General features: G+C 67.1%; 18 protein-coding genes, 1 tRNA gene and 1 pseudogene. 3 read left to right on the top strand and 17 right to left on the bottom strand.

Annotated elements, in window-relative coordinates:
* Positions 1-39: 39 nt before the first annotated feature.
* From rho to ACFY5B_RS35265, 7 genes are all read right to left on the bottom strand, one after another.
* Complete coding sequence (gene rho / locus ACFY5B_RS35295; protein WP_389977919.1) at positions 40-2,112, bottom strand: transcription termination factor Rho; 2,073 nt, start codon at positions 2,110-2,112, stop codon at positions 40-42.
* Positions 2,113-2,514: 402 nt separating this feature from the next.
* Complete coding sequence (gene thrB / locus ACFY5B_RS35290; RefSeq protein WP_362039946.1) at positions 2,515-3,444, bottom strand: homoserine kinase; 930 nt, start codon at positions 3,442-3,444, stop codon at positions 2,515-2,517.
* A 340-nt stretch (positions 3,445-3,784) separates the two neighbouring features.
* A complete protein-coding gene (thrC, locus tag ACFY5B_RS35285) occupies positions 3,785-4,843 on the bottom strand; it encodes a threonine synthase (RefSeq protein ID WP_351629938.1) in 1,059 nt (352 codons plus the stop codon).
* 6 nt (positions 4,844-4,849) lie between these two features.
* A complete protein-coding gene (locus tag ACFY5B_RS35280) occupies positions 4,850-6,142 on the bottom strand; it encodes a homoserine dehydrogenase (protein ID WP_389977915.1) in 1,293 nt (430 codons plus the stop codon).
* Positions 6,143-6,324: 182 nt separating this feature from the next.
* Positions 6,325-7,716, bottom strand: coding sequence for a diaminopimelate decarboxylase (gene lysA / locus ACFY5B_RS35275; RefSeq protein WP_389977912.1), 1,392 nt, complete (start codon positions 7,714-7,716; stop codon positions 6,325-6,327).
* A gap of 16 nt (positions 7,717-7,732) precedes the next feature.
* Positions 7,733-8,779: an ArgS-related anticodon-binding protein NrtL gene (gene nrtL, locus ACFY5B_RS35270; protein WP_389977909.1), complete on the bottom strand. Its 1,047-nt coding sequence runs from the start codon at positions 8,777-8,779 to the stop codon at positions 7,733-7,735.
* Between the two features lie 475 nt (positions 8,780-9,254).
* Complete coding sequence (locus ACFY5B_RS35265) at positions 9,255-9,761, bottom strand: response regulator (RefSeq protein WP_389977906.1); 507 nt, start codon at positions 9,759-9,761, stop codon at positions 9,255-9,257.
* A 163-nt stretch (positions 9,762-9,924) separates the two neighbouring features.
* Between ACFY5B_RS35265 and ACFY5B_RS35260 the strand changes: the two genes are divergently transcribed.
* Positions 9,925-9,996, top strand: a tRNA-Arg gene (locus tag ACFY5B_RS35260).
* A 221-nt stretch (positions 9,997-10,217) separates the two neighbouring features.
* Here the strand turns inward: ACFY5B_RS35260 and ACFY5B_RS35255 are convergent.
* The 10 genes and pseudogenes from ACFY5B_RS35255 to ACFY5B_RS35210 all read right to left on the bottom strand — a co-directional run bounded on the left by ACFY5B_RS35255 (position 10,218) and on the right by ACFY5B_RS35210 (position 19,723).
* Positions 10,218-11,105 (bottom strand): nuclease-related domain-containing protein, encoded by an 888-nt coding sequence (locus tag ACFY5B_RS35255; protein WP_389977903.1) that lies wholly within the window; start codon positions 11,103-11,105, stop codon positions 10,218-10,220.
* Positions 11,106-11,178: 73 nt separating this feature from the next.
* A complete protein-coding gene (locus ACFY5B_RS35250) occupies positions 11,179-12,552 on the bottom strand; it encodes a tyrosine-type recombinase/integrase (RefSeq protein WP_389977900.1) in 1,374 nt (457 codons plus the stop codon).
* Positions 12,549-12,743, bottom strand: coding sequence for a helix-turn-helix transcriptional regulator (locus ACFY5B_RS35245; RefSeq protein WP_389977897.1), 195 nt, complete (start codon positions 12,741-12,743; stop codon positions 12,549-12,551). Before ACFY5B_RS35245 ends, ACFY5B_RS35250 begins: the two co-directional genes overlap by 4 nt.
* Complete coding sequence (locus ACFY5B_RS35240) at positions 12,719-14,038, bottom strand: replication initiator (RefSeq protein ID WP_389977894.1); 1,320 nt, start codon at positions 14,036-14,038, stop codon at positions 12,719-12,721. The genes ACFY5B_RS35245 and ACFY5B_RS35240 overlap by 25 nt, the downstream gene beginning before the upstream one ends.
* Before the next feature lie 323 nt (positions 14,039-14,361).
* Positions 14,362-15,016: pseudogene (locus ACFY5B_RS35235) on the bottom strand (DUF2637 domain-containing protein).
* Between the two features lie 80 nt (positions 15,017-15,096).
* Positions 15,097-16,470, bottom strand: a complete 1,374-nt coding sequence (locus tag ACFY5B_RS35230) for an FtsK/SpoIIIE domain-containing protein (protein WP_389977891.1) — start codon at positions 16,468-16,470, stop codon at positions 15,097-15,099.
* A gap of 5 nt (positions 16,471-16,475) precedes the next feature.
* Entirely contained in the window at positions 16,476-16,826 is a 351-nt protein-coding gene (locus ACFY5B_RS35225) for a hypothetical protein (protein ID WP_389978128.1), read from the bottom strand.
* A 624-nt stretch (positions 16,827-17,450) separates the two neighbouring features.
* Entirely contained in the window at positions 17,451-18,179 is a 729-nt protein-coding gene (locus tag ACFY5B_RS35220; RefSeq protein WP_389977888.1) for a GntR family transcriptional regulator, read from the bottom strand.
* Positions 18,180-18,265: 86 nt separating this feature from the next.
* A complete protein-coding gene (locus ACFY5B_RS35215; protein ID WP_389977885.1) occupies positions 18,266-18,706 on the bottom strand; it encodes an ATP-binding protein in 441 nt (146 codons plus the stop codon).
* Positions 18,707-18,982: 276 nt separating this feature from the next.
* Complete coding sequence (locus tag ACFY5B_RS35210; protein ID WP_389977882.1) at positions 18,983-19,723, bottom strand: GntR family transcriptional regulator; 741 nt, start codon at positions 19,721-19,723, stop codon at positions 18,983-18,985.
* Positions 19,724-19,867: 144 nt separating this feature from the next.
* Between ACFY5B_RS35210 and ACFY5B_RS35205 the strand changes: the two genes are divergently transcribed.
* Both ACFY5B_RS35205 and ACFY5B_RS35200 read left to right on the top strand, forming a co-directional pair.
* Positions 19,868-20,965 (top strand): DUF1152 domain-containing protein, encoded by a 1,098-nt coding sequence (locus tag ACFY5B_RS35205; RefSeq protein WP_389977879.1) that lies wholly within the window; start codon positions 19,868-19,870, stop codon positions 20,963-20,965.
* Between the two features lie 370 nt (positions 20,966-21,335).
* Complete coding sequence (locus ACFY5B_RS35200) at positions 21,336-24,566, top strand: NACHT domain-containing protein (RefSeq protein ID WP_389977876.1); 3,231 nt, start codon at positions 21,336-21,338, stop codon at positions 24,564-24,566.
* The last annotated feature ends 304 nt before the right edge of the window (positions 24,567-24,870 follow it).

The raw sequence follows: 24,870 nt of genomic DNA, 5'->3' as shown, positions 1-24,870 counted from the left end.
AGCGGCCCTCTTGTGCAGTCCTTACCTCGGCTGACTACCTCAGTCGCCGTTGCCCGGCGTCGGGGTGGTCTTCTGGATCTGCATCAGGAACTCGGCGTTCGACTTCGTCTGCTTCATCTTGTCGAGCAGCAGCTCGACCGCCTGCTGCTGGTCGAGGGCGTGCAGCACCCGGCGCAGCTTCCAGACGATGGCGAGCTCGTCGGGGGCGAGCAGGATCTCTTCCTTGCGGGTACCGGACGCGTCGACGTCCACCGCCGGGAAGATGCGCTTGTCGGCGAGCTTCCGGTCGAGCTTGAGCTCCGCGTTGCCGGTGCCCTTGAACTCCTCGAAGATCACCTCGTCCATGCGGGACCCGGTGTCCACCAGGGCGGTGGCGAGGATCGTCAGCGAGCCGCCGTCCTCGATGTTGCGGGCCGCACCGAAGAAGCGCTTCGGCGGGTACAGCGCCGTCGAGTCGACACCACCGGACAGGATGCGGCCGGAGGCCGGGGCGGCGAGGTTGTACGCACGGCCCAGACGGGTGATCGAGTCGAGCAGCACGACCACGTCGTGGCCCAGCTCCACCAGGCGCTTGGCGCGCTCGATGGCGAGTTCGGCGACGGTGGTGTGGTCCTCGGCCGGGCGGTCGAAGGTCGAGGAGATGACCTCGCCCTTCACCGACCGCTGCATGTCGGTGACCTCTTCCGGACGCTCGTCGACGAGGACGACCATCAGGTGGCACTCGGGGTTGTTGTGCGTGATCGCGTTGGCGATCGCCTGCATGATCATGGTCTTGCCGGTCTTCGGCGGGGCCACGATCAGACCGCGCTGGCCCTTACCGATGGGCGAGACCAGGTCGATGATGCGGGTGGTGAGGACGCCCGGGTCCGTCTCCAGACGGAGGCGGTCCTGCGGGTACAGCGGCGTCAGCTTGTTGAACTCCGGCCGCCCACGCCCGGATTCGGGCGCCATGCCGTTGACGGAGTCCAGGCGCACCAGCGCGTTGAACTTCTCGCGCCGCTCACCGTCCTTCGGCTGACGCACGGCACCGGTGACGTGGTCACCCTTGCGCAGGCCGTTCTTGCGGACCTGGGCGAGGGAGACGTAGACGTCGTTCGGGCCGGGCAGGTAGCCGGAGGTGCGGATGAACGCGTAGTTGTCGAGGATGTCCAGGATGCCCGCGACCGGGATCAGGACGTCGTCCTCGTTGATCTGCGGCTCGGAGGCGATGTCGTCGCGGCCGCGACGGCCACGGCGGTCGCGGTAACGGCCGCGACGGCCACGCCGGCCACCCTCGAAGTCATCGTCGTCCTGCTGCTGTCCCCGGTCCTGTCGGCCGCCGCCCTGCTGGCTCTGCTGCTGGCCGCGCTGGCCGCCGCCCTGCTGGTCGTCGCCCTTGCCGCCGCGGCGGTCGCGGTCCCGGCCACCGCGGTCACCGCGGTCGCCGCGGTCACCCCGGTCACGGCGGTCGCGACGACGGCCCTCGCCGCCGTCACCGGCGTCGGACTTGGCCTCGTTGTTCTGGGACTGCTGCTGCGACTGGGCCGGCGTCTCGGCCTTGGTGTCGTTCTTCGCCTCGGCGACGACGGTCTCCGCGGCGGAAGCCGGGGCTCCGGCCTCGGCGGTGGCCCGGCGGCGACGGCGCTCGGGCGCCTCGTCTCCCCCGCGCTCGCCCGCGCTCGCGCGGGAGGGGCCGCCGGCCGGCTGGCCGGGGATCTCGATCTGCTGCTGGGCCACGGCCTTGTCGGCCTTGTCCGCGGGGGCCTGGGAGGCCTCCTTCGCGTCCGCCTTCTTGTCCGCCTTCTCGGCGTTGTCGCCCGTACGGGTCCGCGAGGTGGCGCGGCGCTTGGGCTTGGTCTCGGCGGGGGCGTCGGCCTTCGCGGCCGGAGCGGCGCCGCCGGACGCCTGCGCCTCCTTGATGACCTCGATCAACTGGCTCTTGCGCATACGCGCCGTGCCCCTGATACCGAGGCCGGAGGCGACCTGCTGCAGCTCGGCCAGCACCATGCCCTCGAGGCCGGTACCGCGGCGCCGCCGGGAGCCGGCACCGCTGGCAGGCGCGGAGGCGTCCGTGGCGGGCGCGGCAGCGGTCTCCTCGACACGTGCGCCCATCAGATCGGTGGTGTCGCTCACGAAGGGTCCTTCCCTGGAGCGGACGTCGGCCTGTCTGGCTCGGCGACCGTTTGTGCTGTCCGACTTCGGTTCGTGTGGTGTGAACCGTGCCGGGGCGGTGGTCCGCCTAAGCGGCGGAGGAATCTGGTGATGGCGCTTCCTTGAGCCGTGGCACCCAGTGTCAGTGTCACGCGGCGTGGTCGCACCGGTTCCGGAGCATGCCCTGCGCCCCGCTCAGTGTCCTCGTACGGCGTACGGTCCGACGTACGGAGCACAGTGCGGCTTGGGGGGCTCCCGGAAGAATGTCTGTCCCGGACGGGGACACGAGGCACCTCGCCATGGTGGGGTCGGGTGCAGACTTGAGGTTAACACTACCGGATCCAACAAACATTCCCCCTCTCGAAATCCGGTAACCGAGGCTTTTCAGATGTCACCGGAGGTCGCGAGCGGCAGCACGCTCGCGCCCTGCTGATCGAGACGCAGCCGGTTCGCGGCCCACTCCGCGCCCGCCAGGGCCTCGACCTTGTCGGCGGTCTCCGCGTCGGCGAGCGCCATGACCGTGGGGCCGGCGCCGGAGATGACCGCGGGGATGCCGTCGCCCCGCAGCCGCTCCACCAGCGCCGCGCTCTCGGGCATGGCGGGGGCGCGGTACTCCTGGTGCAGGCGGTCCTCGGTGGCCGGCAGCAGCAGTTCGGGGCGGCGCGTCAGGGCCTCGACGAGCAGGGCCGCCCGGCCTGCGTTGGCGGCAGCGTCGACGTGCGGAACGGTGCGCGGGAGCAGGCCGCGCGCCGTCTCCGTGAGTACCGGCTTTCCGGGGACGAAAACCACCGGAACGATGGAATCGGCGGGGTCCATCCTGATCGCGCGCGCCGCGCCGCCCTCCATCCAGGACAGCGTGAAGCCGCCCAGCAGGCACGCCGCGACGTTGTCGGGATGACCCTCGATCTCGGTGGCGAGTTCCAGCAGCGCGGTGTCGTCGAGCTTGGCGTCGGCCCCTATGGTCACGGCGCGGGCGGCGACGATGCCCGCGCAGATGGCGGCCGAGGAGGAGCCCAGGCCCCGGCCGTGCGGAATGCGGTTGGCGCAGACGATCTCCAGGCCGCGCGGCTGTCCGCCGAGCAGGTCGAAGGCCGTGCGCAGGGAACGGACGAGCAGGTGCTTCTCGTCGCGCGGGAGCGTCTCGCTTCCCTCACCCGCGATGTCGATGTGCAGCCCGGAGTCGGCCACCCGGACGACCACGTCGTCGTACAAGCCCAGCGCGAGGCCGAGGGCGTCGAAGCCCGGGCCGAGGTTGGCGCTGGTGGCGGGGACGCGCACCCGGACGGCGGCGGCGCGGAACGCTGGACCGGCCATCGCTCGATGACTCTCCTTGAGCTGCGGTGATTGTCGAATGACGTGCAGTGGACATTCGATGACGTACGAGAACCCTGGAGGCCGCTGCCGGCCGGGGTGGCCGGCCGCTGCCCGGCCGCGGAGACGGCGCGGCACCGCGCTCATGCGGAGGCATATGCGGCGGGCGGGTTCAGTACAGCCTATCGAAGGAAGGTTCTGTGGCGACATAGGGCGCACAGGAGGCGCACGATGCGTGTCGTAAGCCCCCTATGCACCCCCCGTAGGGAACTCCCCGGGGCAAGCGCCGTCTTACGCCGGACCGTGTCGGGCGGTGCACCGGCGCTCGGTGCGACGCCGCAGGTCAGGCCAGACCGAGGCGCTCTGCCGCGGCCGCCGAGTCGACGGGCACGGTGACCGGCTGCGGGGCACCGGCGACCGCCCAGTCGGGGTCCTTCAGCCCGTTGCCGGTGACGGTGCACACGATCCGCTGGCCCGGGTCGACCTTGCCCTGCTCGGCGGCCTTCAGCAGACCGGCGACGGACGCGGCGGACGCCGGCTCGACGAAGACGCCCTCCTGGGACGCCAACAGCCGGTAGGCGCGCAGGATCTCACGGTCCGTCACCTCGTCGATGAAACCGCCCGACTCGTCGCGCGCGGCAAGCGCGTACTGCCAGGAGGCCGGGTTGCCGATGCGGATGGCCGTGGCGATGGTCGAGGGGTCCTTGACGACCTCACCGCGCACGATCGGGGCGCTGCCGGAGGCCTGGAAGCCCCACATCCGCGGCGTCCGGGTCGCCACCTTGTCGGCGGCGTACTCGGTGTAGCCCTTCCAATAGGCCGTGATGTTGCCCGCGTTGCCGACGGGCAGGACGTGGATGTCGGGCGCGTCGCCGAGCATGTCCACGATCTCGAAGGCGGCCGTCTTCTGACCCTCGATACGGACCGGGTTGACCGAATTGACCAGCGCCACGGGGTAGTTGTCGCTCAGGCCGCGCGCGAGCGTGAGGCAGTCGTCGAAGTTGCCGTCGACCTGGAGGATCTTCGCGCCGTGCACGAGGGCCTGGCCCATCTTGCCCAGCGCGATCTTGCCCTGCGGCACGAGCACGGCGCAGACCATCCCGGCCCGCACGGCGTACGCGGCGGCGGAGGCCGACGTGTTGCCGGTGGAGGCGCAGATGACGGCCTTTGCGCCTTCCTCCTTGGCCCGGGTGATGGCCATGGTCATGCCGCGGTCCTTGAAGGACCCGGTCGGGTTCGCGCCCTCGACCTTGAGGTGGACCTCGCAGCCCGTGCGCTCGGAGAGCACCTGCGCGGGCACGAGGGGCGTACCGCCCTCACGGAGCGTCACGACCGGCGTGCTGTCGGAGACGGGCAGCCGGTCCCGGTACTCCTCGATGATTCCGCGCCACTGGTGGGTCATTGCTGGTTACTCTCCTTCAACCCGCATGATGCTGGCGACACCACGCACGGTGTCGAGCTTGCGCAACGCCTCGACGGTCCCGGTGAGGGCCGCGTCGGACGCACGGTGCGTGACGACGACGAGGGAGGCCTCGCCGTCCTTCCCCGACTGGCGAACCGTATCGATCGAGACTCCGTGCTCGGCGAAGACGGTAGCGACCTGGGCGAGAACACCCGGTTTGTCGGCCACGTCGAGGCTGATGTGGTACCGCGTGACGACGTCGCCCATCGGGGACACCGGCAGCGCGGCGTAGGCGGACTCGCCCGGTCCGGTCGCGCCGTTCAGCCGGTTGCGGCAGACGGCGACGAGGTCGCCGAGCACGGCGGAGGCGGTGGGGGAACCGCCCGCTCCGGGGCCGTAGAACATGAGCTGCCCGGCGGCGTCGGACTCGACGAACACGGCGTTGTAGGCGCCGCGGACGGAGGCCAGCGGGTGGCTCAGCGGGATCATGGCCGGGTGCACGCGCGCGGTGACGGACGCGCCGTCCTCGGCCCGCTCGCAGATGGCGAGCAGTTTGATGGTGCAGCCCATCTCCTTCGCGGAGGCGAAGTCGGCCGCGGTCACCTCGGTCATGCCCTCGCGGTAGACGTCGTCGAGGCGCACGCGCGTGTGGAAGGCGATGCCGGCGAGGATCGCGGCCTTGGCGGCGGCGTCGAAGCCCTCGACGTCGGCGGTCGGGTCGGCCTCCGCGTACCCCAGGGCGGTGGCCTCGTCGAGGGCCTCCTGGTATCCCGCGCCCGTCGAGTCCATCTTGTCGAGGATGAAGTTGGTGGTCCCGTTGACGATGCCCATGACCCGGTTGATCTTGTCGCCGGCGAGGGACTCGCGCAGCGGCCGGACCAGCGGGATGGCACCGGCGACGGCGGCCTCGTAGTAGAGGTCCTTGCCGTGCTCCTCGGCGACCGCGTGCAGGGCCGCCCCGTCCTGGGCGAGCAGCGCCTTGTTGGCGGAGACCACGGAGGCGCCGTGCTCGAAGGCGGTGGTGATGAGGGTCCTGGCGGGCTCGATGCCGCCGATGACCTCGACCACCACGTCGATGTCGCCGCGTTTGACGAGGGCGGTGGCGTCGGTGGTGACGAGCTCGGGGGCGATGCCCTCGCGCACCCGGTCGGGCCGCCGTACGGCCACGCCGGCGAGTTCCACCGGGGCCCCGATGCGGGCCGTGAGGTCGTCGGCGTGCGTCGTCATGATGCGCGCCACCTCTGAGCCGACCACTCCACAGCCCAGCAGCGCCACCTTCAGCGGACGCGTACGCATCATCCGACCTCGTTTCCTCTTTACCGTCTACGGTGGAACCAGTCTCACTCACCGGACGGGAGTTTCTGCCCCCGGTCCGGATCGTGAGATGTCTATTTCATTTTCGCGGGGGCGGCAGACAGGAGATCTTCCGCCGCCCGCTTGCTTCGGCTTTCGCCCATGTGCCGTTCGGGCTCTCTTGTCGTTCAGCCGACGTCGAGACGCAGCAGGTCCTCCTCCGTCTCGCGACGCACGATCACCCGCGCCTCACCACCGTCGACGGCGACGACCGGCGGGCGCAGCACGTGGTTGTAGTTGCTGGCCATGGACCGGCAGTAGGCGCCGGTGGCCGGTACGGCGAGGAGGTCACCCGGTGCCAGGTCGGACGGCAGGAACGCGTCCTTGACCACGATGTCCCCGCTCTCGCAGTGCTTGCCGACGACACGGGCGAGCATCGGCTCGGCGTCCGAGGTGCGCGACACCAGCGCGACGCTGTACTCGGCGTCGTACAGCGCGGTGCGGATGTTGTCCGACATGCCGCCGTCGACGGAGACGTAGGTCCGCAGCCCGTCGAGGGGCTTGATGGTGCCGACCTCGTAGAGCGTGAAGGCGGTCGGGCCGACGATGGCGCGCCCCGGCTCGACGGAGATCCGCGGCGTGCGCAGCTTGGCGGCCTCGCACTCCCGGGTGACGATCTCGGTGAGCGCCTTGGCGATCTCGTGCGGCTCGCGGGGGTCGTCGTCGCTGGTGTACGCGATACCGAGGCCGCCGCCGAGGTCGATCTCGGGCAGCTCGACGCCGTGCTCGTCGCGGACGGCCTTCAGGAGCGAGACGACCCGGTGCGCGGCGACCTCGAACCCGGACATGTCGAAGATCTGCGACCCGATGTGGCTGTGGATGCCGACCAGCTCGAGCCCGTCGAGCTGCAGGGCCCGGCGTACGGCCTCGGCGGCCTGCCCGCCGGCCAGCGGGATGCCGAACTTCTGGTCCTCGTGGGCCGTGGCGATGAACTCGTGGGTGTGGGCCTCGACGCCGACGGTGATGCGGATGAGGACCTTCTGCCGCGTGCCGAGGCTCTGCGCGATGTGCGCGACGCGGACGATCTCCTGGAAGGAGTCGAGAACGATGTGCCCGACACCGGCCTCGACCGCCCGGGTGATCTCGTCGACCGACTTGTTGTTGCCGTGGAAGGCGATGCGCTCGGCGGGCATGCCGGCGGACAGGGCGGTGGCCAGCTCGCCGCCGGAGCAGACGTCGACGTTCAGCCCCTCCTCGTCGAGCCAGCGCACGACGGCACGCGAGAGGAACGCCTTGCCGGCGTAGAAGACGTCGGCGTCGGCCCCGAAGGCGGTGCGCCAGGCACGCGCGCGGGCCCGGAAGTCGGCCTCGTCCAGGACGTAGGCCGGGGTGCCGTACTCCTCGGCGAGCCGGGTGACGGGAATGCCGCCGACGGTCACGACCCCGTCCTCGTCACGCGTGACGGTCTGGGCCCACACCTTGGGGTCCAGGGCGTTGAGGTCGGCGGGCGGGGCGGAGTAGTGCCCCTCGGGGAGGACATCTGCGTGACGGGGCCCGGCGGGGTGTGCGGAACGGCTCATGATCTGTTCGTGTCTCTCAGAGATGGTCGGGTGCGTCGATGCCGAGCAGGGACAGGCCGCCGGCCAGCACCGTCCCGGCGGCTTCGGCGAGCGCGAGCCGGGCACGGTGGGCGGCCGAGGGTTTCTCCTCACCGAGGGGCAGCACGGCGGGGAGCAGGGGCATCGCGGCATCGGCGACGGTGACGAGGTGCCGGACCAGGCGGTCGGGGGTGTGCTGCGTGGCGGCGGCGGCGAGGACGCGGGGGTGGTCGCCGAGTACGGCGGTCAGCGCTTCCGCTGCGCTCACGGGACCCGGCTCGGAGTGGAAGCCGAGGTCGGCGGCGTTGCGCAGGAGGGCCCGGGTGCGGGCGTGGGCGTACCGGACGCGGAAGAGGGGGTTGCTCTCCCGCTGGACGAGGTGGGCGCCGGGAATCTTGGGCCGGTCGTGGGCGGCGGGGTGCAGCAGGGCCCAGCGGGCGGCGTCCCGGCCGAGGGGCAGGGGGTCCGCGGGGGCGGGGACGGGGTGGACGGTGACGGACCGGTCGGGGATGACGCGTGGCCCTGGGGTGACGATGTCCGCCCCGAGGACGGACTTCCACGCCGGGTCGGGCCGGCCGCTGCACGAGACCCGGACGATGTCCCCCTGGCTGCGCGCCAGACGGGCCACGACGTCCGCGACCACGACGGCACGCACCTCGGCCCGGCAGTAGATCTTGAGGGCGGTCCCGCTGAACCCGTTCGTCGTGTGCCCGTAGCGCCGCCCGCGCCGCAGGACCTCGTCGACCAGGTCGCCGGAGGCGGTGCTGTGCAGGCTGACGTTGAGGAAGCCGGGCCCGGTGACCACGACGTCGGCGAACCGCTGCTCGTCGAGGAGCCGCGCCCGCAGGACCTCGGCCACGTCACGCGGCGGCCGCCCTGCCGCGCGGGCCAGCTGGAGGGCGATGTTGGTGGCGTAGTCACCACGGCCCCCGGGGCCCGGCGGAGCGACCACGGCCCGCTCCGGCACGGTCACGCTGAGCTCGCCCTCGTCGACGGCACGGCGCACGGCGTGCAGCACGGTACGGGAGAGCTCGGCGGGGGTCACGGGACAAGCGTATGGGAGGAAGGGGGTGGGTATGCGAGCCGGTTTCCGTACGGTCCGGGATATGGACGCCGAGCTGTGTTGTGGGGTGGGGGCTGCCCCGGGGGGCTGTCCCGGGGGCTGTCCCGGGGGTTGGGCCGGCGGTGGTGGATGCGTCCGGCGTTATTGGGGCCTGCTGTGGTGGATGCGTCCGGCTTTTTTGGTGCCTGCGGTGGTGGATGCGTCCGGCGTTTTCGGCCTGCGGTGGAGGACGGTGCCCGGCGTTTGGGGCCTGCGGTGGAGGACGCAACCCGGCGTTCGGGGCCTGCGGTGGAGGACGGTGCCTTGCTGACCTGCGCGGTTGGACGCTGCACTGCTCTAGGACCTGCGCCGGTGGACGCTGCACTGCATTCAGGAGTGGAGGCCACAGGGCGTTCGGGGCCTGCGATGCGGCGGCTGCGGCGGCTGCGGCGGCTGCGGCGGCTGCGGCGCAACCCGCCTACGGCACAGCGGGAAGATCCACTTCCTGCCCCTGTTCCCTCTGTTCCCTCTGTCCCCTCACCGGTGCATTCGTTTGGGCACCACCGCCGTCGGCGTCGGGGCCGCCGCCACGCTGCCGGCCCCCACCTCGGGCCCGCTCCATCAACTGGCGCACCATGAGGACCAGTTCGGCGGGCTCGAAGGGTTTGGCGAGGAAGGCGTCGACGCCCACTTCAAGTCCGGCCTCGATCTCGTGGTGGCCGCAGGCGCTGACGATGGCGAGGGGCGTGTCGCGGGTCCGCGGGTCGGCCCGGAGGCGAGCGGCGGTCCGCAGCCCGTCCAGCCGGGGCATGACGACGTCGAGGGTCACGACATCGGGCCGCACCTGATGGACGACATCGAGACACTCGGCACCATCGGCCGCGGTCACGACCTCCAGCCCCTCAAGCTCGAGGTTGACCCTGATCAACTGCCGGATGACCTTGTTGTCGTCCACAACAAGCACCCGGCCCGACGCGCCTGGCACAACTCGAGAGTAGGTCGGCCCCGGCCATCGCGTCCGGGTTTTCCCCACTTCCACCCCGCACGAGCGACCCGCACCCCCCGCCCCGACAGCGGAAACCCGTTCATGACCACCCCGAGGGAGCTGGTAGTGTTCTACCCGTCGCCGCGAGCAACGCGACGAACACGCCCCCGTAGCTCAGGGGATAGAGCAACGGCCTCCGGAGCCGTGTGCGCAGGTTCGAATCCTGCCGGGGGCACCCTGTATTAGGTGCCCAAAGACCCCGTCACCAGCGGAAACGCTGAGGCCGGGGTCTTCGCGTATGTGCAGGCATGTGCGGGCCGAAGCGGCCGTATGTCGAGGGCTGTGGACGAGGCGTGGACGGGATCTTGAGGCATCGCCGCAGGTGAAGTACGCAAAACGACGGGAGCCCGCAGTAGCCGGGGGGGGACGCCCGGCACCACACTGCGGGGCACGGACTCAAGCCTTGCTCCAGGCCTGGCGATGGCGAGCGACGCTGTACACCTGCTCTACCTGCTCGGTGGTCAGCATGCCTGAGAGCGGGGCCAGAGCCGAGACTTGGCGCTCCTGATACACCCGGACGTCGAGTTGTGTGGCAACCACTTTGAGGTCGGTGACGCCGACAAAGACAAGCACTGGCTCAACCGGCACGGGGAAGTCGCAGTATCGCTCAAGCACCCGAACGACTCGCTTGGCCTCCGCTCGGCTTTTACGTGCGTAGGGCGCCGGCTTTCCGTGATCGACTTTCACAGCATCGTCGCCGACCCATACCGCCTTGTTGTGGTGGTGCTTCGTATTGATGCTGAACACCCCGCCAGGCCCGATCAACAAATGATCGACATCCACATTGTTGGCGAGCGGGATGGAATGCAGGACCCGCCACCCGCGACGCGCCAAGCGGTTCAGTTCTGCTCCCACTCTCCTCTCCCCCGCCAGACCCTTACGCCACGAGTCCCACTCCGTGGGGCGTCGCAGCAATAATGAGACGACTCGCTCGATGAGGCCGGGGCCGGACTCGGCGAGCAGATCACGGAGGGATTCCCCGGGACGGTTGGTGGACAGGTCGTCTGCCGGCGTCAGAGGGGGCAGCATCGGGCGGGCTTCGGCCACAGGCCCCTCCTGTGGCGAGACCGGCTCAGGACTGTTCCGTAAGTGGTGTGTCAACACGGCGATCACGTCGTCGCGATACTCGGCGACCAGGACCGTGGTGTCCCCCGTCCTCACGTCCGCCCAGCCGACAGCAGTGCCATCCGGCAGGTTCGCGTACAGGCGTTCATGTCCGTACCGCTTCCAGCGCGTGACCTTCAGCTCCACGAGCCCCCCTCGTCTGATCTCGACTCGAAGCATCGCAGCAGGTAGGGCACAAAACGAGAGAGGCCCCGGACAAGATGCCCGGGGCCTCGGTGGAGTGCAGCGCGCCTCACTCGTATTCGCGAAGCAGGTCCTCGATACGCCGGTTGGCGACGTCCTGCCGCCCGTCGAGGCACTTCGCGTAGCGGGTCAGCAGGACCTCCACGCTGTTGCCGGCGCGCTCGGCAACTTCGGTGGGATCGACTCCAGCATTGAGCCACGTCGACAGCGCCGAGTGCCGGAGGTCGTACGGCCGACTCGCGAGCGGTGAGGCCGCGACGGCCGGCGGAAGCGCGAGGAGCCGAGCTTCCTGCCACACGCGGTAGTAGGTCGAGGACGGGACGACCGAGCCCTTCTCACTGAAGAAGAGCCGTCCGTCGTCCGCCGTGCCGAAGGTGGCCAGGTGCTCGCGGAGCACGGCTACGAGGTGAGGCGGGATCGGCACCCGCCTCACGTCCTCGGTCGGCCGGTTCTTCAGCCCGCGGTCGTCATGGGTCTCCCCCGAGTCGGTCCACTGCTTGCCGACAGACGGACGGGTCCGGTGGAGCAGCGCCGAGCCCCAGCCTTGCTCGGGAAGCTTCAGGTCCGTCTCGACGAGGCCGACCGCTTCCGCTGGCCGCAGGCCACCGAAGTACATGGCAGCGAACAGACCCACGAGGCGACGACCACGAGCACGCCGGTACCCGCCCACGTAGGAAACCGCCGCTAGGAGGTTCCGTGCCTGCTCCGGATTGGCGACAACCCGAGGATCAACCTGATTGGACACCTTCGGCTTCTGCCAGCGGACAGCCGTGATGGGGTTCTCCCGCAGCTCCCCCAGGTCGACGGCGTAATTCGCGGCATTGACGAGTGTCCGACGCTTGCGCCGCACGGTCTCCGCCGCTGCCGCCGTGCCGTCGAGCTTGAGCTTCAGCGAGTCGAGGACCGTGCGAGCCGTGGCCGCTTCAGCGAGATCGGCGAGCGGCCGGGATGCCTTGGACACCCAGTGGAGAACGTTCCGCACGTCGTCCGGGACTTCCCGGTCATCGGGCCCCGGCAGCACGAAGGCCCAGTTGCGTAATGCTCTGCGGATCTCCTCGTCGGATGGTCGTCCGGCGCGCTCGTCGAGGAGTTCCAGCGTCACGCTGGTGAGGGCTTCATTGATGCCGTCCCGTGTGTTGGGGGCGGCATGAGGCCATTTCATGGCGAGGTACCTAAGAGCGAAGGCGTACCACGACACGGCCGACTTCTTCTCTTCCATTGAGGCCGGAAGTCCCGACTCCGTGTCGAACTCCTCGCCGTCGCGCATGGCACGCATGAGCTTCGTGCGGTAGTGGTCGGCGAGCGCCTTGGTGCGGAAGGACTCCGAAAACACACCGCCTGCGACAGACCAGCGGACACCGTACGAGGGCGTCTTGGTGTCCCGCTTGCGGACGCCCCAGACCTTTACGTCGAGAGACTTCACGCCGCCTCCTCCAGCTGTCGCAGCCATGTGTTGAAGTCACTCCGCCAAACCCGCAGCTCTCCGTTGGGCAGCTTGAATGCGGCCGACCCGTACCCCAGTTCTCGCCAGCGGTAGAACGTCCGACGGGAGACACCGCCCAGCTCATCCAGGACTTGGCGAACGGTCATCAGCTCGTCGCGACGGGCGTCCATGTCGGTTCTCCTTCCGTTCCGGGGGCGGGTTCGAGGGAAGCGGCCAGCCATTGCTCACCGGTGCTGAGGCCGGTTCCGGCGAAGACCCAGTGGGCGAGGACGAGCGTGGTTTCGCCGTCCTGGGGAGCTGCCGTGGCGGCCTGTGCGCGGCGCCAATCAGCGCGCGCGTCGCGGAGGGCGCCGAGGGTGGTGGAGTAGCGGCGGGACTTGGTGGAGAAGTGGCCGCGGAAGCCGAGCATGTGGGCCCAGACGCGCAGGCGGAGGTGTTCGAGGTCTTTGCGTGCGCCGAGGGTCCAGGCCGTCCGGATCATGCGTCGGGCGTGGTCGGTGATCCGGGTCTGTGCCAGTTCGGCGAGGAAGCGGATCGGCCGGTTCAGGGTGCCGGTCGCTGTCTCGGCGCCTTTGGTGGCGTACTTGGCGATGTACGCCGCCACGGCCCGTTCGGTCAGCTCCTGGCCGCCGTCGAAGTCGGCGGAGCGGATGGTTCGCACGTCGAGCTGACGGCCGAAGGCGAAGGTGTGGACGCGGCCGTCGACGTGCGGTCCGTTGACGCGTGTGGCGGTGACGGCGGCCTGGATTGCGTCGGTCAGCAGCTCGGGGGATGCCCAGGCCGGAGGGGCCGTGTCGCCGCCCTCCGGGCCGTCGAGGCGGATGACCGCGTGGAAGTGGACGGCGCCCCGCTTCTGGTACTCGGCGACCTTAGCGAAGGAGACACGTGCGTGATCCCGAAATGTGCGCTGGGTGAGTCCGGCGCGCTTGGCGATCTCACGGCGCAGGTAGATCGAGAAGCGCCGCCAAAGGGCTCCGGCGTGGGCATTCCAGAGCACGGCCGCTTCGTAGTTGTATGCGTCCGGCTCGAGGGGCGTACCGAGGGCCGGGTCTGTGTCGTCGTGCCGGACACCGCAAGGACAGGGCCGCCCGCTGGAAGGGCGGTTGTGGACCGGGCCGAAGCTCGGTGCGGTGAGGGTGGCGAAGACGCGCGGGTGCTTGCCGACCCGTTCGGCGGTGCCCTTGCCGCCACGGAGTCCGGCGGTGATCAGGTGGAAGGTGTCTCGGCGGTAGACCTCCGCGCAGGCCGCGCAGCGGGTGGCACGGCGGTTGTTGCAGCGGACGAGGAGACTTCCGGCGGGCAGGGAGGACGAGTCGAGGTGGTTCAGGACGCGCCCGATCTCTCCGGTCGTCCGGTCGACCGCGTACTCGGTTCGGTGGCCGTCGAGGCGCACGGGGTTCGTGCACCCGCCCAGGCCGGAGAGTTGGCGGGCCAGCTCGGGCATGGTGCCGAGGGAGGCCAGCATGGAGAGTTCCGCCAGCGGGGGCGGAGTCTGCCGGGTGATGATGGGTCTTCCTTTCGGCTGTTTCGGCGGTTGGGAGGGACGGCCCCGGGGCGGCGGGATGCTTGGCGGCGTTTGCCGCCCCGGCGGCCGGTCAGCGCTTGTTCGCGCCGGTGACGAGGGAGCGCAGGACCACGGCGGCGATAGCCACGGACGTAGCTGTCGGCGGCGAGGATGACCGGTTTGGCGATCAGCACGGCTTCGGTCAGACGGTTCTGTCGGGTCAGCTCGGCGGCGCGCTTCAGCGCGCGGAGCGTGGACGGGCGCAAGGGGGAGATTCCTCCGGGTCAGGTGAGTTGGGTGGTGATGGCTTCGGCGAGCGGCATGGGCACACCGAGCCGGGCGCGAAGGGTCGAGGTGTCGATGTCGGTCCCGCTCCGGGCGCGGTGTTCGTCAGCGACCTTGCGGGCGAGGGTGACGAGCGCGGGCGGTATCGGGGATGGAGGCCGCGGAGCTGACTCCGGTGCAGTGGCTGGCAGTTCGGGCGCAGCCGTGGGCGGCTCGATGTCTGCGGCGGTCGGTCCCGGCGCCTGTGCCGTCGAAGGCGGTTCCGGTGCCGTCGCCGGGTCCGCGCTGGGATGCGCTGCTCCGTGAGCGAGCAGCGTGCCGCCGAGGAAGGCGACCGCGGGCCAACCGGCGACGAGGATGCGGAGCCAGGCCGGTACGTACCAGGTCGAGCAGACCGGCGGTGGCGACGTTGGCGCCGAGGGACGCCGTCAGTGCGACGAGGAACCAGCACCACCCGGCCGTCTTCGACTCACCGGAGCGCAGGCGCCGCCAGGCCGCCACCAACAGCAGGTCGACGGAGACCGGATAGGCCCACGCCTTCCAGCCGTCCTGTCCGGCAGCGAGCGCCAGGTCATGCAGGTGAGCGAAGGACAGCGCGGCGGCGATCACCGCTTGAACGAGCACGGCGTCCACGCGGACGGGCAAGGCGCGCACGGCAACTCCTTCCAGTTCCGGGCATGGGCGGGGTAGGGACTTGGCGCGGGACGGCCGCGCCGACCGTGGGAGCGGGTCGGTTACTCGGTGATCGGCCGAGGAGTGGCCAGAGGGCCGGACTCCTTCACCGGCACCGGAGGGGCGTAGGGCCGGAACGGCGCGAGCGCCGGAACGTCCGGGGCCAGGTGTGCCGTCTCGCGGCAGGTGGCCGCAGCGTCGGCGAGGGACAGGTGAGGGGTGCGGATGCGGGACCAGCCGCCGGACGTGTCGCCGACGACGGCGAGGCCGGGCAACTCGGCGGCGATGGCGCAGGCGGCCAGGACAGCCTCAGGGGCGATGTCACCGAGCGCCATCTTCGCGGACGCTTCGTCGTTCACCCGGTGGCACACCCGGCCGGTGAGCTGAGCCCGGAGCATGGTCGCTCCCTTGCCCAGCTCCGCCCCGAAGCGCTGCCCGCAGACCTCCAGGTAGATGCCAGCCGCACGGCCGAGCTGAGCGAGCCGGATGAGCTGAGTGACCATCTCGTCCCGTCGCTCCTCCTCCTTCCTCGTGGCGACGAGGAAGAGTTCCGCCACTTCGTCGACGAACAGCACGATGGGAGCCGGGCGTTCGTCCTCCGGCAGGCCCCAGACGTCCGAGGTGATCAGCTCATCCGGGGTACCAGGGGCGACGCCCTGCCGTGCTTTGATCAGGTCGTATCGGTCCTCCATTTCCTTGACGAGCACGGGCAGCAGCTCGGCCGCCTGCTCCGGGTCGGTCGCCAGTGCCGAAAGCCGGGGAGCGAACGGCGCAAGCTCCACACCGCGCTTGCAGTCGATCCCGACCAGGACCACCGGCTGAGCGGCCAGCCCGGCAAGCAGGTTCCGCAGGAACATGGACTTGCCGGACAGCGTGGCGCCGAGCACGAGTTCGTGGGGTACGGCCCGGTAATCCCGTACAAAGGCAGTCGCGTCCTCCCGCAAAGCCACCGGCACGCGGAGCGGACCAACTTCGGTCCGGCGCGGCATCCTTACCTTGCGCAGGACGTCGAAGCCGACCAGCCGCAGTTCCACGACACCGGGCTTGACGTCCCGCACGTACACGGCGTGAACGCCCCAGGCGTGCCGGAGCCGTTCGGCCGAGGGCGCCACGTCCGCCGGTTCCTGGCCCGGAGCCAGCCGCAGCCGGAGCCGCAGGCCGGTCGAGGTGGGCCGGATCATGCCTCGGCGAGGAGGCACAGGCCGGACCTCACGGCGAGTCGTGGCCTTGACGGCCAAGGCCCGCCACCGGGGCGGCTCAACCGTCAGGCCACACGCGTCCATGGTGGAGGTGTACGAGGCCAGCAGCCGGGCCACCGAGACGGGCAGCCCGACCGTGGCCCAGTACGCCGCCGGATGGGCATGCCGGGCGTAAGCCGCGCCGCCTATCGCAGCGAGCGACCCGCCCAACTCGGCCCAAGTCACCAGGTCGGTCACGACGATCAGCCCGCGTGCTCCATCGGGAAGGCGCCAGGAGCAACGGCGGTCGCCCGGTAGGCGATGCCATGCCGCTGCTGCCCGTTGAAGACGCTTTCCCACGGCCGGGCGATGAGCCCCGGCAGCGAGACCGGGGCCCCAACGTTCAAGCCCTCCGTCACACCGCTCTCGGGGACGGTGACCTGGATCAGCGACGACTCACCCTCGTCGATGTAGACGACGCCGACCGTCATCAGCGCCTCACCGCTCACGGCGTCCTTGGCGATCTCACCGGTCTGCCGGTCACGCACCTTCGGCGCCGGCGCTTCGGTGAGCAGGATCGTGGCGGCCGAGGCCTCAATACGGATCACACGCAAATACGGATCACACGCACAGAGATTCTCCTTGTCGATCAACCAACTCGCCACCTGACAAGTTGACTTAGCAAGTCCGAAGCTACGGATGCCAGGTTGACTTGTCAAGCGACTAGGGCGGGCGCAGCATGTAGTCAGAGCACGCAGGAGGGGCGCGTCATGAACAGGAAGCACCGCGCTCAACAGCAGCCATCCTGGGGTCCACACACTCCCCAAGAGCCGACACCATCGTCGAGGACCTGGCAAGGACCACAACAAGGGCCACCGCCAGGTCATCCACCCGACCAGAAGGACACGGCACCCCCGCCGAGGAAGCGGCACCGCGTCTTCTTCTGGGTCTTCCTGGCAGTCCAGATTCTCTTTCTGATCTTTGTGATAGTCGGCGCCTCAACCGGTAGCGGCACCCCCGAAGAGTGCCGTGGCCTGACAGGCGAGGAGCTGGAGGTGTGCGAAGCCGCGGGTGATGTCGGAACCACGATCGGAGTAGGGCTCATCATCGGCCTGTGGGTAGCCGTCGACTTCATCTTGGCACTCACGTATGTGATCTACCGGCTGGCCAGCCGAGGGTCACGCTCCTGATGATGCAGGGCCACGTCAGCCACGCCGGCGTGGCCCTACCGGCCCGTGTCAGGTGAGTCGATAGGTGTCTTCCAGCTCCTGGCGGTCGGCAGGAAGCAGCACGTCAGAGACTTGCAGCGCCTGCCCAGAGGCGTCACACGCGACGACCAGGACACTGAGGGCCGGAATGCCATCCGGCAGGTCCAAGAGCTCGGCCTCGGCGCGCTCGGGCAATCGAGCCGACACTCGTTCCGTCACATGGTCCAAGCGGACTTTCTTACGCGCCTCCAGGTGCTTGCGCACACTGCCGGTCAGGACCTGAGGGCTCGCCAGCTCGGTGTCCTCCGCCAGGACGGCGGGGAAGTAGGACGAGACCAACTCGACCGCCTCACCCTCCTCCTCAACGAGGAAGCGGCGCATGAGAACTTTGGCTTTCTTCGGCAAGCCGAGCGCTGAGGCGACTCGCGCCGGGACAACGACTTCAGCGACTTCCACGAGGCGTCCCGAGGTCTGGGACTCATCGCGCTCCAGAGCCTCCCGCCCCCGCCGGTCTTTCTGCTCGACCGCTTCCGGCCGGTCCCGAACGATCGTGCCGTACCCCTGTCGGGACTCCAGCCAGCCGTCACGCTTCAGCAGTTCCAGCGCCCGTACGACGGTGGGGCGGGACATCCCGAAGGACTGCACCAACTGGTTCTCACTGGGCACCCGAGTGCCAGGCGGGTACGTGCCGTCCTCGATGCGACGCTGGATCGTCTGCGCCAGGCACACGTACTTCGGTGGCTCCACTTCATACGCCATGAACGCCGCCTGTCGTGATTGGCCAAGTCAACTGGTCAACCAGACTAGCGAATCTTCGATTGTCGAAGTAGAAGTGGAGCGAACTCTTACCTTCCGGGCCAGGCATCGGCCACCACGAAGGAGACGACGGTTCCGCCGAAGCGGCTCGGTGCAGCGTGCCACGACTCGGCCAGCGAATCGACCAGGAGCAGTCCACGCCCGTGGGCGTCGTCGGCGTCGGGGTGCCTCAACCGCACGTTCGCCGGGAAGCCGGGGTTGTGCACGTCGACCCGGAGCGAAGTCCCCTCACGGAACCACTCGACCCACACAAGCCAGGGTTCGTCCGACCGGCCGTAAGCGACGGCGTTGGTCACCAGCTCCGAGATCATCAACGCACAGTCGTCGACGGAGCAGGCCGGGTTGTACGGGGCGATGAACTTGCGGAACCAGCGACGAGCCCGTGGCACAGACTCAGCGACGGGGTGCAAGGTCATCGCACCGAGACGCGGTGACTCCTCAGACGGGTAGCGGTCGATCATGTAAGCCATCAGGTGCTCACTTCCTGCCGCTACCGTCGCAGTCGAGGCAGCGCCGCTTTGATGTGGCACGGGTGCGATCGGCGGCTGCGGCAAGCGCCAGGGTCGTTCGTGAGCCGACGCGCTTCCAGCCGCGCCCCCGGCAACCCCGGCAACGTAAGTGCGTGCCCTGACCCGGCCGCTGACTCGTCACACCGCGCCTCCCCCCAGTGAAGTGGCCTTAGCCACTTTCTGGATAGTGGCATTAGCCACTTGGGTGACGCAAGCGATTCGCCGTAACTGGCCCCCTCAGGTGAGGGGGTAGCCCTGCTCGAACGCCCAGCGATGCGGCGGGTAGGTGGCCTCAGCGAACTCCAACGGCCGGTCCTGGAGGTCGAAGACGACGTGGTGCACGATCAGCACGGCGGAGTTGGCGGCAAGTTGAAGGTCCTCGGCCTCTTCCTCAGTCGCCGCACGCGCACACATGCGATCTTCCGCGTAACCCCCCTGCCGCCCGGTCAGGTTCTCGACGTACAGCAGCGTCCCCTCTTGGATCCGCTCCGGCTCCAGAAGCTTCGGCGCACGTTGACCGACATCCGGAGCGAACCACGAGGTGGAGAGCGTGATCGGCCCGTCCTGGTTGTTGGTAACCCGCCGCCGGTGCACCGCCCGACGATCCTTGACCAGGCCCAGCGCCTCAGCGACGTGATCCGGCGCCTCCAGCCAACCGGCAGAGGTGATCACGGCGTACTCACCAGGCGTGTAGATCTTCCCGGTCTGCCGAGCGCGCCCGTACAACTCACGAGCCCGCCGGTTGACTTCGAGGCTCCGCACGTACGTGCCCGACCCCTGACGCTTCTCGACAAGCCCTTGATGACTCAGCGCCTCCAACGACCGCGCGGCCGTGGGCCGGGAAACCTTCCAGTCCGCCGCCAACTGCCGTTCTGACGGCACCTCATCACCTGGTCGCAGGTCACCCCGAAGAATCTGATCACGGATGTAGTGCGCGATCTGGAGATACTTCGGCTGAGCCTCCTCGATCTGCGGCATCAGTCCTCCTCACCCAAGGCGAGCCCCAGGCGAGTAGTCGGGCACCCCGCTACCGAGCTGAGGCCTGCTTCTCGATACAAGTGGCTATGGCCTCTAGCCACTATAGGGTGAGTGGTCAACCCCCTACCCCGTAGGCTGAGACGCATGACGCGGTTGATCGTCGCAGCAGGAGGAGGGGGCGACGCAGTCGCCGCCGCAATGATTCACGCCGCCCTCTACGGCGACGAGGACCAGGCGGTGATCCTCACGTACGCGTGGGACCGCCTCCTGATCGACCCGGTTCCGGGTCCCCGAGGGCCAGACAACTTCACCGGCCTCCAGCCCCTCACCCCAGCAGCCTGGGCAGTGCCGGCCGAAGCCCGCCCGATCGCTCCGGCAGGCTCGACTCTCCCCCGACTCGCAGCAGAGTTCCGGCACACGTTCGCGCTGATCGATCCGCGCTATGGGGTCGAGGGCGTCACGCGCCAACTCGAAGAACTAGTGGACCACTTGTCACCAGTGTCGATCGACCTCCTGGACGTGGGCGGCGACATCCTCGCCCGCGGCGATGAGCCGACACTGAAGAGCCCTCTTGCCGATGCCCTCACCCTCGCCGCATGCTGCCAGGTGAATGCTCCCGTCCGACTCCTGGTGGCGGGAGCTGGTCTCGACGGCGAACTCCCTCTCGAAGAACTGCGCGGCATATTCGGCCCACTCCTCCACACCCTCACTGCGAAGGACGTCGAGCCGATTGGCTCGGTCCTGGAATGGCACCCCTCCGAGGCAACCGGCATGCTCGCGGCAACAGCCCGAGGCGTACGCGGCACCTGCGAGATGCGAGACGCCGGCCTCCCAGTGCCGCTTACTGCCGAGGGACCGACGGTCCATGAGGTCGACCTGGACGAGGCGCTGACCCGCAACCAGTTGGCCCGAGCCATCCTGGCAACCGCCACCCTGGACGAGGTCGAGGCGCACAGCCGCGAAATCTGCGGCTACTCGGAAATCGACTACGAGCGCAATAAGGCCGCATGGCTCAAGGACCAACCACCGGTACAGCTCGACTCAGATGCCGTACTGGCTCAGGTCGACCAGTTCGAAGCCGAGGCCCGGGACCGCGGAGTCACCCACACGACATTCCGCCGCATCACTGAGGCCCTGAACCTCAACGGCTCCCTGCGCGAGGACCTGCGCCAGCTGCTCATCAACAGCCGCCCGAAGCATTACGACGCTCCCTTGTGGCGCATCACAGCCACTACTGAGTAACAACCTTCTTCACGGGTTCAAGGCGGCTCGCTCCGCTCACCGCGCGCGGCCCGGCCCCCGGCCGGACCTGCGCTCTTGTCTCCGCCCCGCTCCAGCCCGGCCGGCGCCCGGGCCGCGCACTTGACGGCTTTAGCCCAGCTTTAGCCGCCTCCCGGCCGGGTTCCCCCGTCGAGCAAGACCAAGGGCACTCAAGTATTCCTGACGCTGCCTCACCTCAACAGCTGAGAAACAGCATTCGCTAGTCCGTTGAATTTCAAACGACACGCTCCACCACCGTTCGACTTAATGGACAACCATGACTAACCTGGAAGGAGGAACCCCAATCGGCACACCGGGGTCGCGCCGGGGTCGCACCGGACAGGAAATTATCATGCGCACCCACATGTCCTATCGATCTGCGGTCCAATTGCTCGACGGACGAAACAGTAAGCTCTTGAAACTGATTGATCAGGCAACGGTTGCATTGCTAGGAGCTAGCGCGATACCCACTCACGGAGCGACGCTAGCTCTTTTCGGCCTGCGAAACGAGGCCATTCGTTTGGGGCGCGAGAAAATCACCGAGATCCGCGATCGACGCCACAGATGGTCCGATCCAGATAGAACTGATCGCCTCGTCGCCGCACACGCCATCCTCGTAATAACGAATTATTTTGAAGCTCTAACAAGATCTGAGCTTCCCATCGATGTGGAAGATTTGCAGCTCACGGACCAAGAGAAAGTGATACTGTCCTCACCAGGGGCTCTGCAGGAATCGCATGGGGACCTGCTCCGCGCCCTTACGGAAGAAGCAGTACCAGTTCCCACGCCAGCCCGCTCACATGAAGCTGTCCTCGGGGATCTGCGCTCCTTCTACGGTCAGCTATGCGAACGTCTTATCACGTTCATCGACGGCCTAGCGGTAGTTGAACAACTAACGGAAACCGATTTTGACGCGCTTCGCGAAACAATCAGGTCTTCGGTTCCCGAAGCAGCGGTGCGAAGGTACCAGGAAGATTTTCTGAAACTCGCCGCCGATTGCCCAGTCTTCGCTCTGTGGGCCAATCTAAATAACCATCAGGCCACTCGTGAAGCAATTCGAGAACTGAACAGTGAGACCGCTAGGCGGCTATCGTCAATGTTCAGCGCCATTGAAGGCGTGGCCGCCGGCTTGAGCGGTGTCGAAATTCTGCTCAGCGAAGCTCGCGTCGGGAGTCATGCGTACGCTGCTACGGCGCTAGCTATCCGAGCAGCGAGCGAGCTTGAATGGCCGATCGTTAATGCGCGATTGCTCGACGCTCACCCACAGGTGCAGTTCCCTAAGTTGAGAGAGGGATACATTAATCCTGCCGGGAGAATAACTGATCAACTTTCCTCTGATGATCTAGGAGATGATTCCTGGTGGGATGGTCAACCTCTGCACAGCACTCTAGAGCCATCTCTTGCTGGTCTACTAACAGAGGCATACGACGCGCCAATAGTCGTCCTCGGGCAGCCGGGGGCTGGAAAATCTCTTCTTACTAAGGTCCTTGCGGCGAGACTTTCGCAAGCCGGCATACTAGCCATTCGGGTCGAGCTACGGCACGTAGACGCAAATGCGCCTATTGAACGTCAGATCCGTAACGGCATCGAACAAGCAACCAATGGGGAACAAACGTCCTGGCCAGAACTTGTACGCGCATACCATCAGGCGAAACGGCGTGTTGTGCTCTTGGACGGGTTTGATGAGCTTCTGCAGGCGACTGGAGTAAACCGTTCAGATTACCTAGAACTCGTCCAAAATTTCCAGCAGAACGAAGCGGCATTTGGTCGTCATACAGCGATACTTATAACCAGTCGAACCGTAGTGGCCAGCAGAACTCGATTCCCAGAAGGGACCGTAGTGCTACGCCTAGACCCCTTTACGGACGACCAGATCAGCCAATCGATTACTACCTGGAACGACATAAACCGCCCCTTCTACAGCAAGACGCGCCTCAAGCCCATTCCAATGGAGGTAATTCTGCGTCACCGCACTCTTGCCGAGCAGCCACTGCTCTTGCTGATGTTGGAGCTATACGACGCTGATGACAATTCCCTTCAGAAAGAGAAGTCGGACTTCGACATCTCTGATCTATACGAGAAGATGCTTATTCGATTTTCTAGAAGAGAAGTTATGTCTAGAGGTGGCGCCTCAAAAGACAGCCATGCCTTGCAGCGTGCAATTGAACAAAAACTCCAGCAGTTGAGCATTACGGCAGCGGCTATGTTCAATCGAGCCCAGCAGTGGGTGAACGCAGTCGAGCTTGAGGAAGACCTCAGCCAACTCTATCCCACGCAGACAGAAGAAGTGAGAGATACGCTGCACGAGCCTCTAACCAAGACAGATTTGACTGTGGGCGGCTTCTTCTTCATACACAAGTCCTCGGCTGAAGGCCTTACCCGGCGTCGCACATACGAGTTCATGCATGCGACTTTCGGAGAGTACTTGATGGCGCGCGGAGTGTGGAGGTCCCTAGAGTATTTGTTGGCCACTGCACAATCTCAGTCACGAGTATTCTCCATCACTGAGTCTCCTCGTCGGCTAAACGATGATTTTCTCTACGCCCTTCTCTCTTTTGAGCCGCTTTCGGCTCGCGAGCCGGTAGTTGACTTCCTGCGTCGCTGCGTAGAAAGATTCTCCTTGGAGGACCGATCCGAACTGCGGAAATTCCTCATTTCTCTCTTTCGGGTTTCACTTTTTGCGCAACCCAGAAACGACTTCGCGGGATATGAGCCTGTTAGAAGAAGGTCCACTACCGCCCGTTTGGCTATATACAATGCCAATTTGCTGCTATTGGCGACCCTCTTGGAAAAGTCGCCGGTGCAGTCGGACGATCTTTTTGTAGGCTCCGAAGGTGACGAGCCGTGGGTACAGCACACCCGCCTATGGCAGTCACAGTTCACCACCCATGACGCCTGGATGGGTTTCGTGCGCATCCTTAAAGTGAACCGACTTTGGAAAGATGATCGTCGGGTGCTAGAAATCAGTGCGCCAGACCGAAGAATAGAAGCACCCGTAACTATCGGCGGTGATGATGGTTGGCCCTTTACGCTTCCGGTGACGCCAGAAGAGCCCGTTGTGGTCAAGATGTACGATGGGCTGGATCTGCTGTACGAGGCTGACTTTCTATCTGATCCACAAGCCCAACTGCTACTCGATATCGCTGAACCCATGACTGGTATCGATCCGGAAATTCTCTCGCTCACTGTGGTGGAGACCGATGGTCGGCTCCTCAGCCCGGCAAGAGCGCTACTAGAACTTCTGGCAGCAATCTCGAAAAATGGTAAGCATGAGATCCGCGAGAAGGTCTATCGGCGATGTCTGCCATCCATTAGGTTCTACGAATCTATAGACAGACCCGCCTATCTGACGCTGATACTCAGCCTCCTTTCTTCGGATGTTGAGCACATCTCGCCAGAATTCACCATCGCCTTCTGTATAGAGATCTCTTCTAAATGCTCTCACGGCCATCACAAAGACGAGATCGCAAAGCTCCTAAGGAACATCGAGCCGGAGGCGGTAGAACGCGTAGAGCATGCCTTGGAAGGTATGCGTAACCAGGTTAATTCCGGGCCACAATCCTCTGTCGTCAAAGAAACATAGACTTTGCACTTGGCCTCGCCAGCTGGATGAGATCACTAGGGAAGCAGCCTCCCAGGCGCCAATCGCACCCCTGCACCCAAGGGTAGCTACCGCCATTAGAGCACCAACACCTCCCAAGCTAATCTCCAAAGTGCACCCCACTGGGAGTCCTCATCGAGCTGGCCATAAGATCTGGCTCTTCAAAAGCAAAAGCCAACAGCGTGGGATCCGGCCCATGGGTGACAACACCCCTCAGACGCCCGCCGGGCCGTGACCTCACCCCGACCCAGCAAACCATCAGCCGAGCGCTGGCCACGGCAGGGCA

The sequence above is a fragment of the Streptomyces sp. NPDC013187 genome (assembly GCF_042899705.1).
GTDB lineage: Bacteria > Actinomycetota > Actinomycetes > Streptomycetales > Streptomycetaceae > Streptomyces > Streptomyces hawaiiensis_A.
The sequence above is the reverse complement of the archived record's forward strand: the minus strand, read 5'-3'. Positions and strand labels throughout refer to the sequence as shown.

Bases quoted from the DNA above. Each gene is read 5' to 3' on its own strand.
- thrB (WP_362039946.1), bottom strand. From the start codon at position 3,444: ATGGCCGGTCCAGCGTTCCGCGCCGCCGCCGTCCGGGTGCGCGTCCCC.
- thrC (WP_351629938.1), bottom strand. From the start codon at position 4,843: ATGACCCACCAGTGGCGCGGAATCATCGAGGAGTACCGGGACCGGCTG.
- ACFY5B_RS35280 (WP_389977915.1), bottom strand. From the start codon at position 6,142: ATGATGCGTACGCGTCCGCTGAAGGTGGCGCTGCTGGGCTGTGGAGTG.
- lysA (WP_389977912.1), bottom strand. From the start codon at position 7,716: ATGAGCCGTTCCGCACACCCCGCCGGGCCCCGTCACGCAGATGTCCTC.
- ACFY5B_RS35255 (WP_389977903.1), bottom strand. From the start codon at position 11,105: ATGCTTCGAGTCGAGATCAGACGAGGGGGGCTCGTGGAGCTGAAGGTC.
- ACFY5B_RS35245 (WP_389977897.1), bottom strand. From the start codon at position 12,743: ATGGACGCCCGTCGCGACGAGCTGATGACCGTTCGCCAAGTCCTGGAT.
- ACFY5B_RS35240 (WP_389977894.1), bottom strand. From the start codon at position 14,038: ATGCTGGCCTCCCTCGGCACCATGCCCGAGCTGGCCCGCCAACTCTCC.
- ACFY5B_RS35220 (WP_389977888.1), bottom strand. From the start codon at position 18,179: ATGGCGTATGAAGTGGAGCCACCGAAGTACGTGTGCCTGGCGCAGACG.
- ACFY5B_RS35215 (WP_389977885.1), bottom strand. From the start codon at position 18,706: ATGGCTTACATGATCGACCGCTACCCGTCTGAGGAGTCACCGCGTCTC.
- ACFY5B_RS35210 (WP_389977882.1), bottom strand. From the start codon at position 19,723: ATGCCGCAGATCGAGGAGGCTCAGCCGAAGTATCTCCAGATCGCGCAC.
- ACFY5B_RS35205 (WP_389977879.1), top strand. From the start codon at position 19,868: ATGACGCGGTTGATCGTCGCAGCAGGAGGAGGGGGCGACGCAGTCGCC.
- ACFY5B_RS35200 (WP_389977876.1), top strand. From the start codon at position 21,336: ATGCGCACCCACATGTCCTATCGATCTGCGGTCCAATTGCTCGACGGA.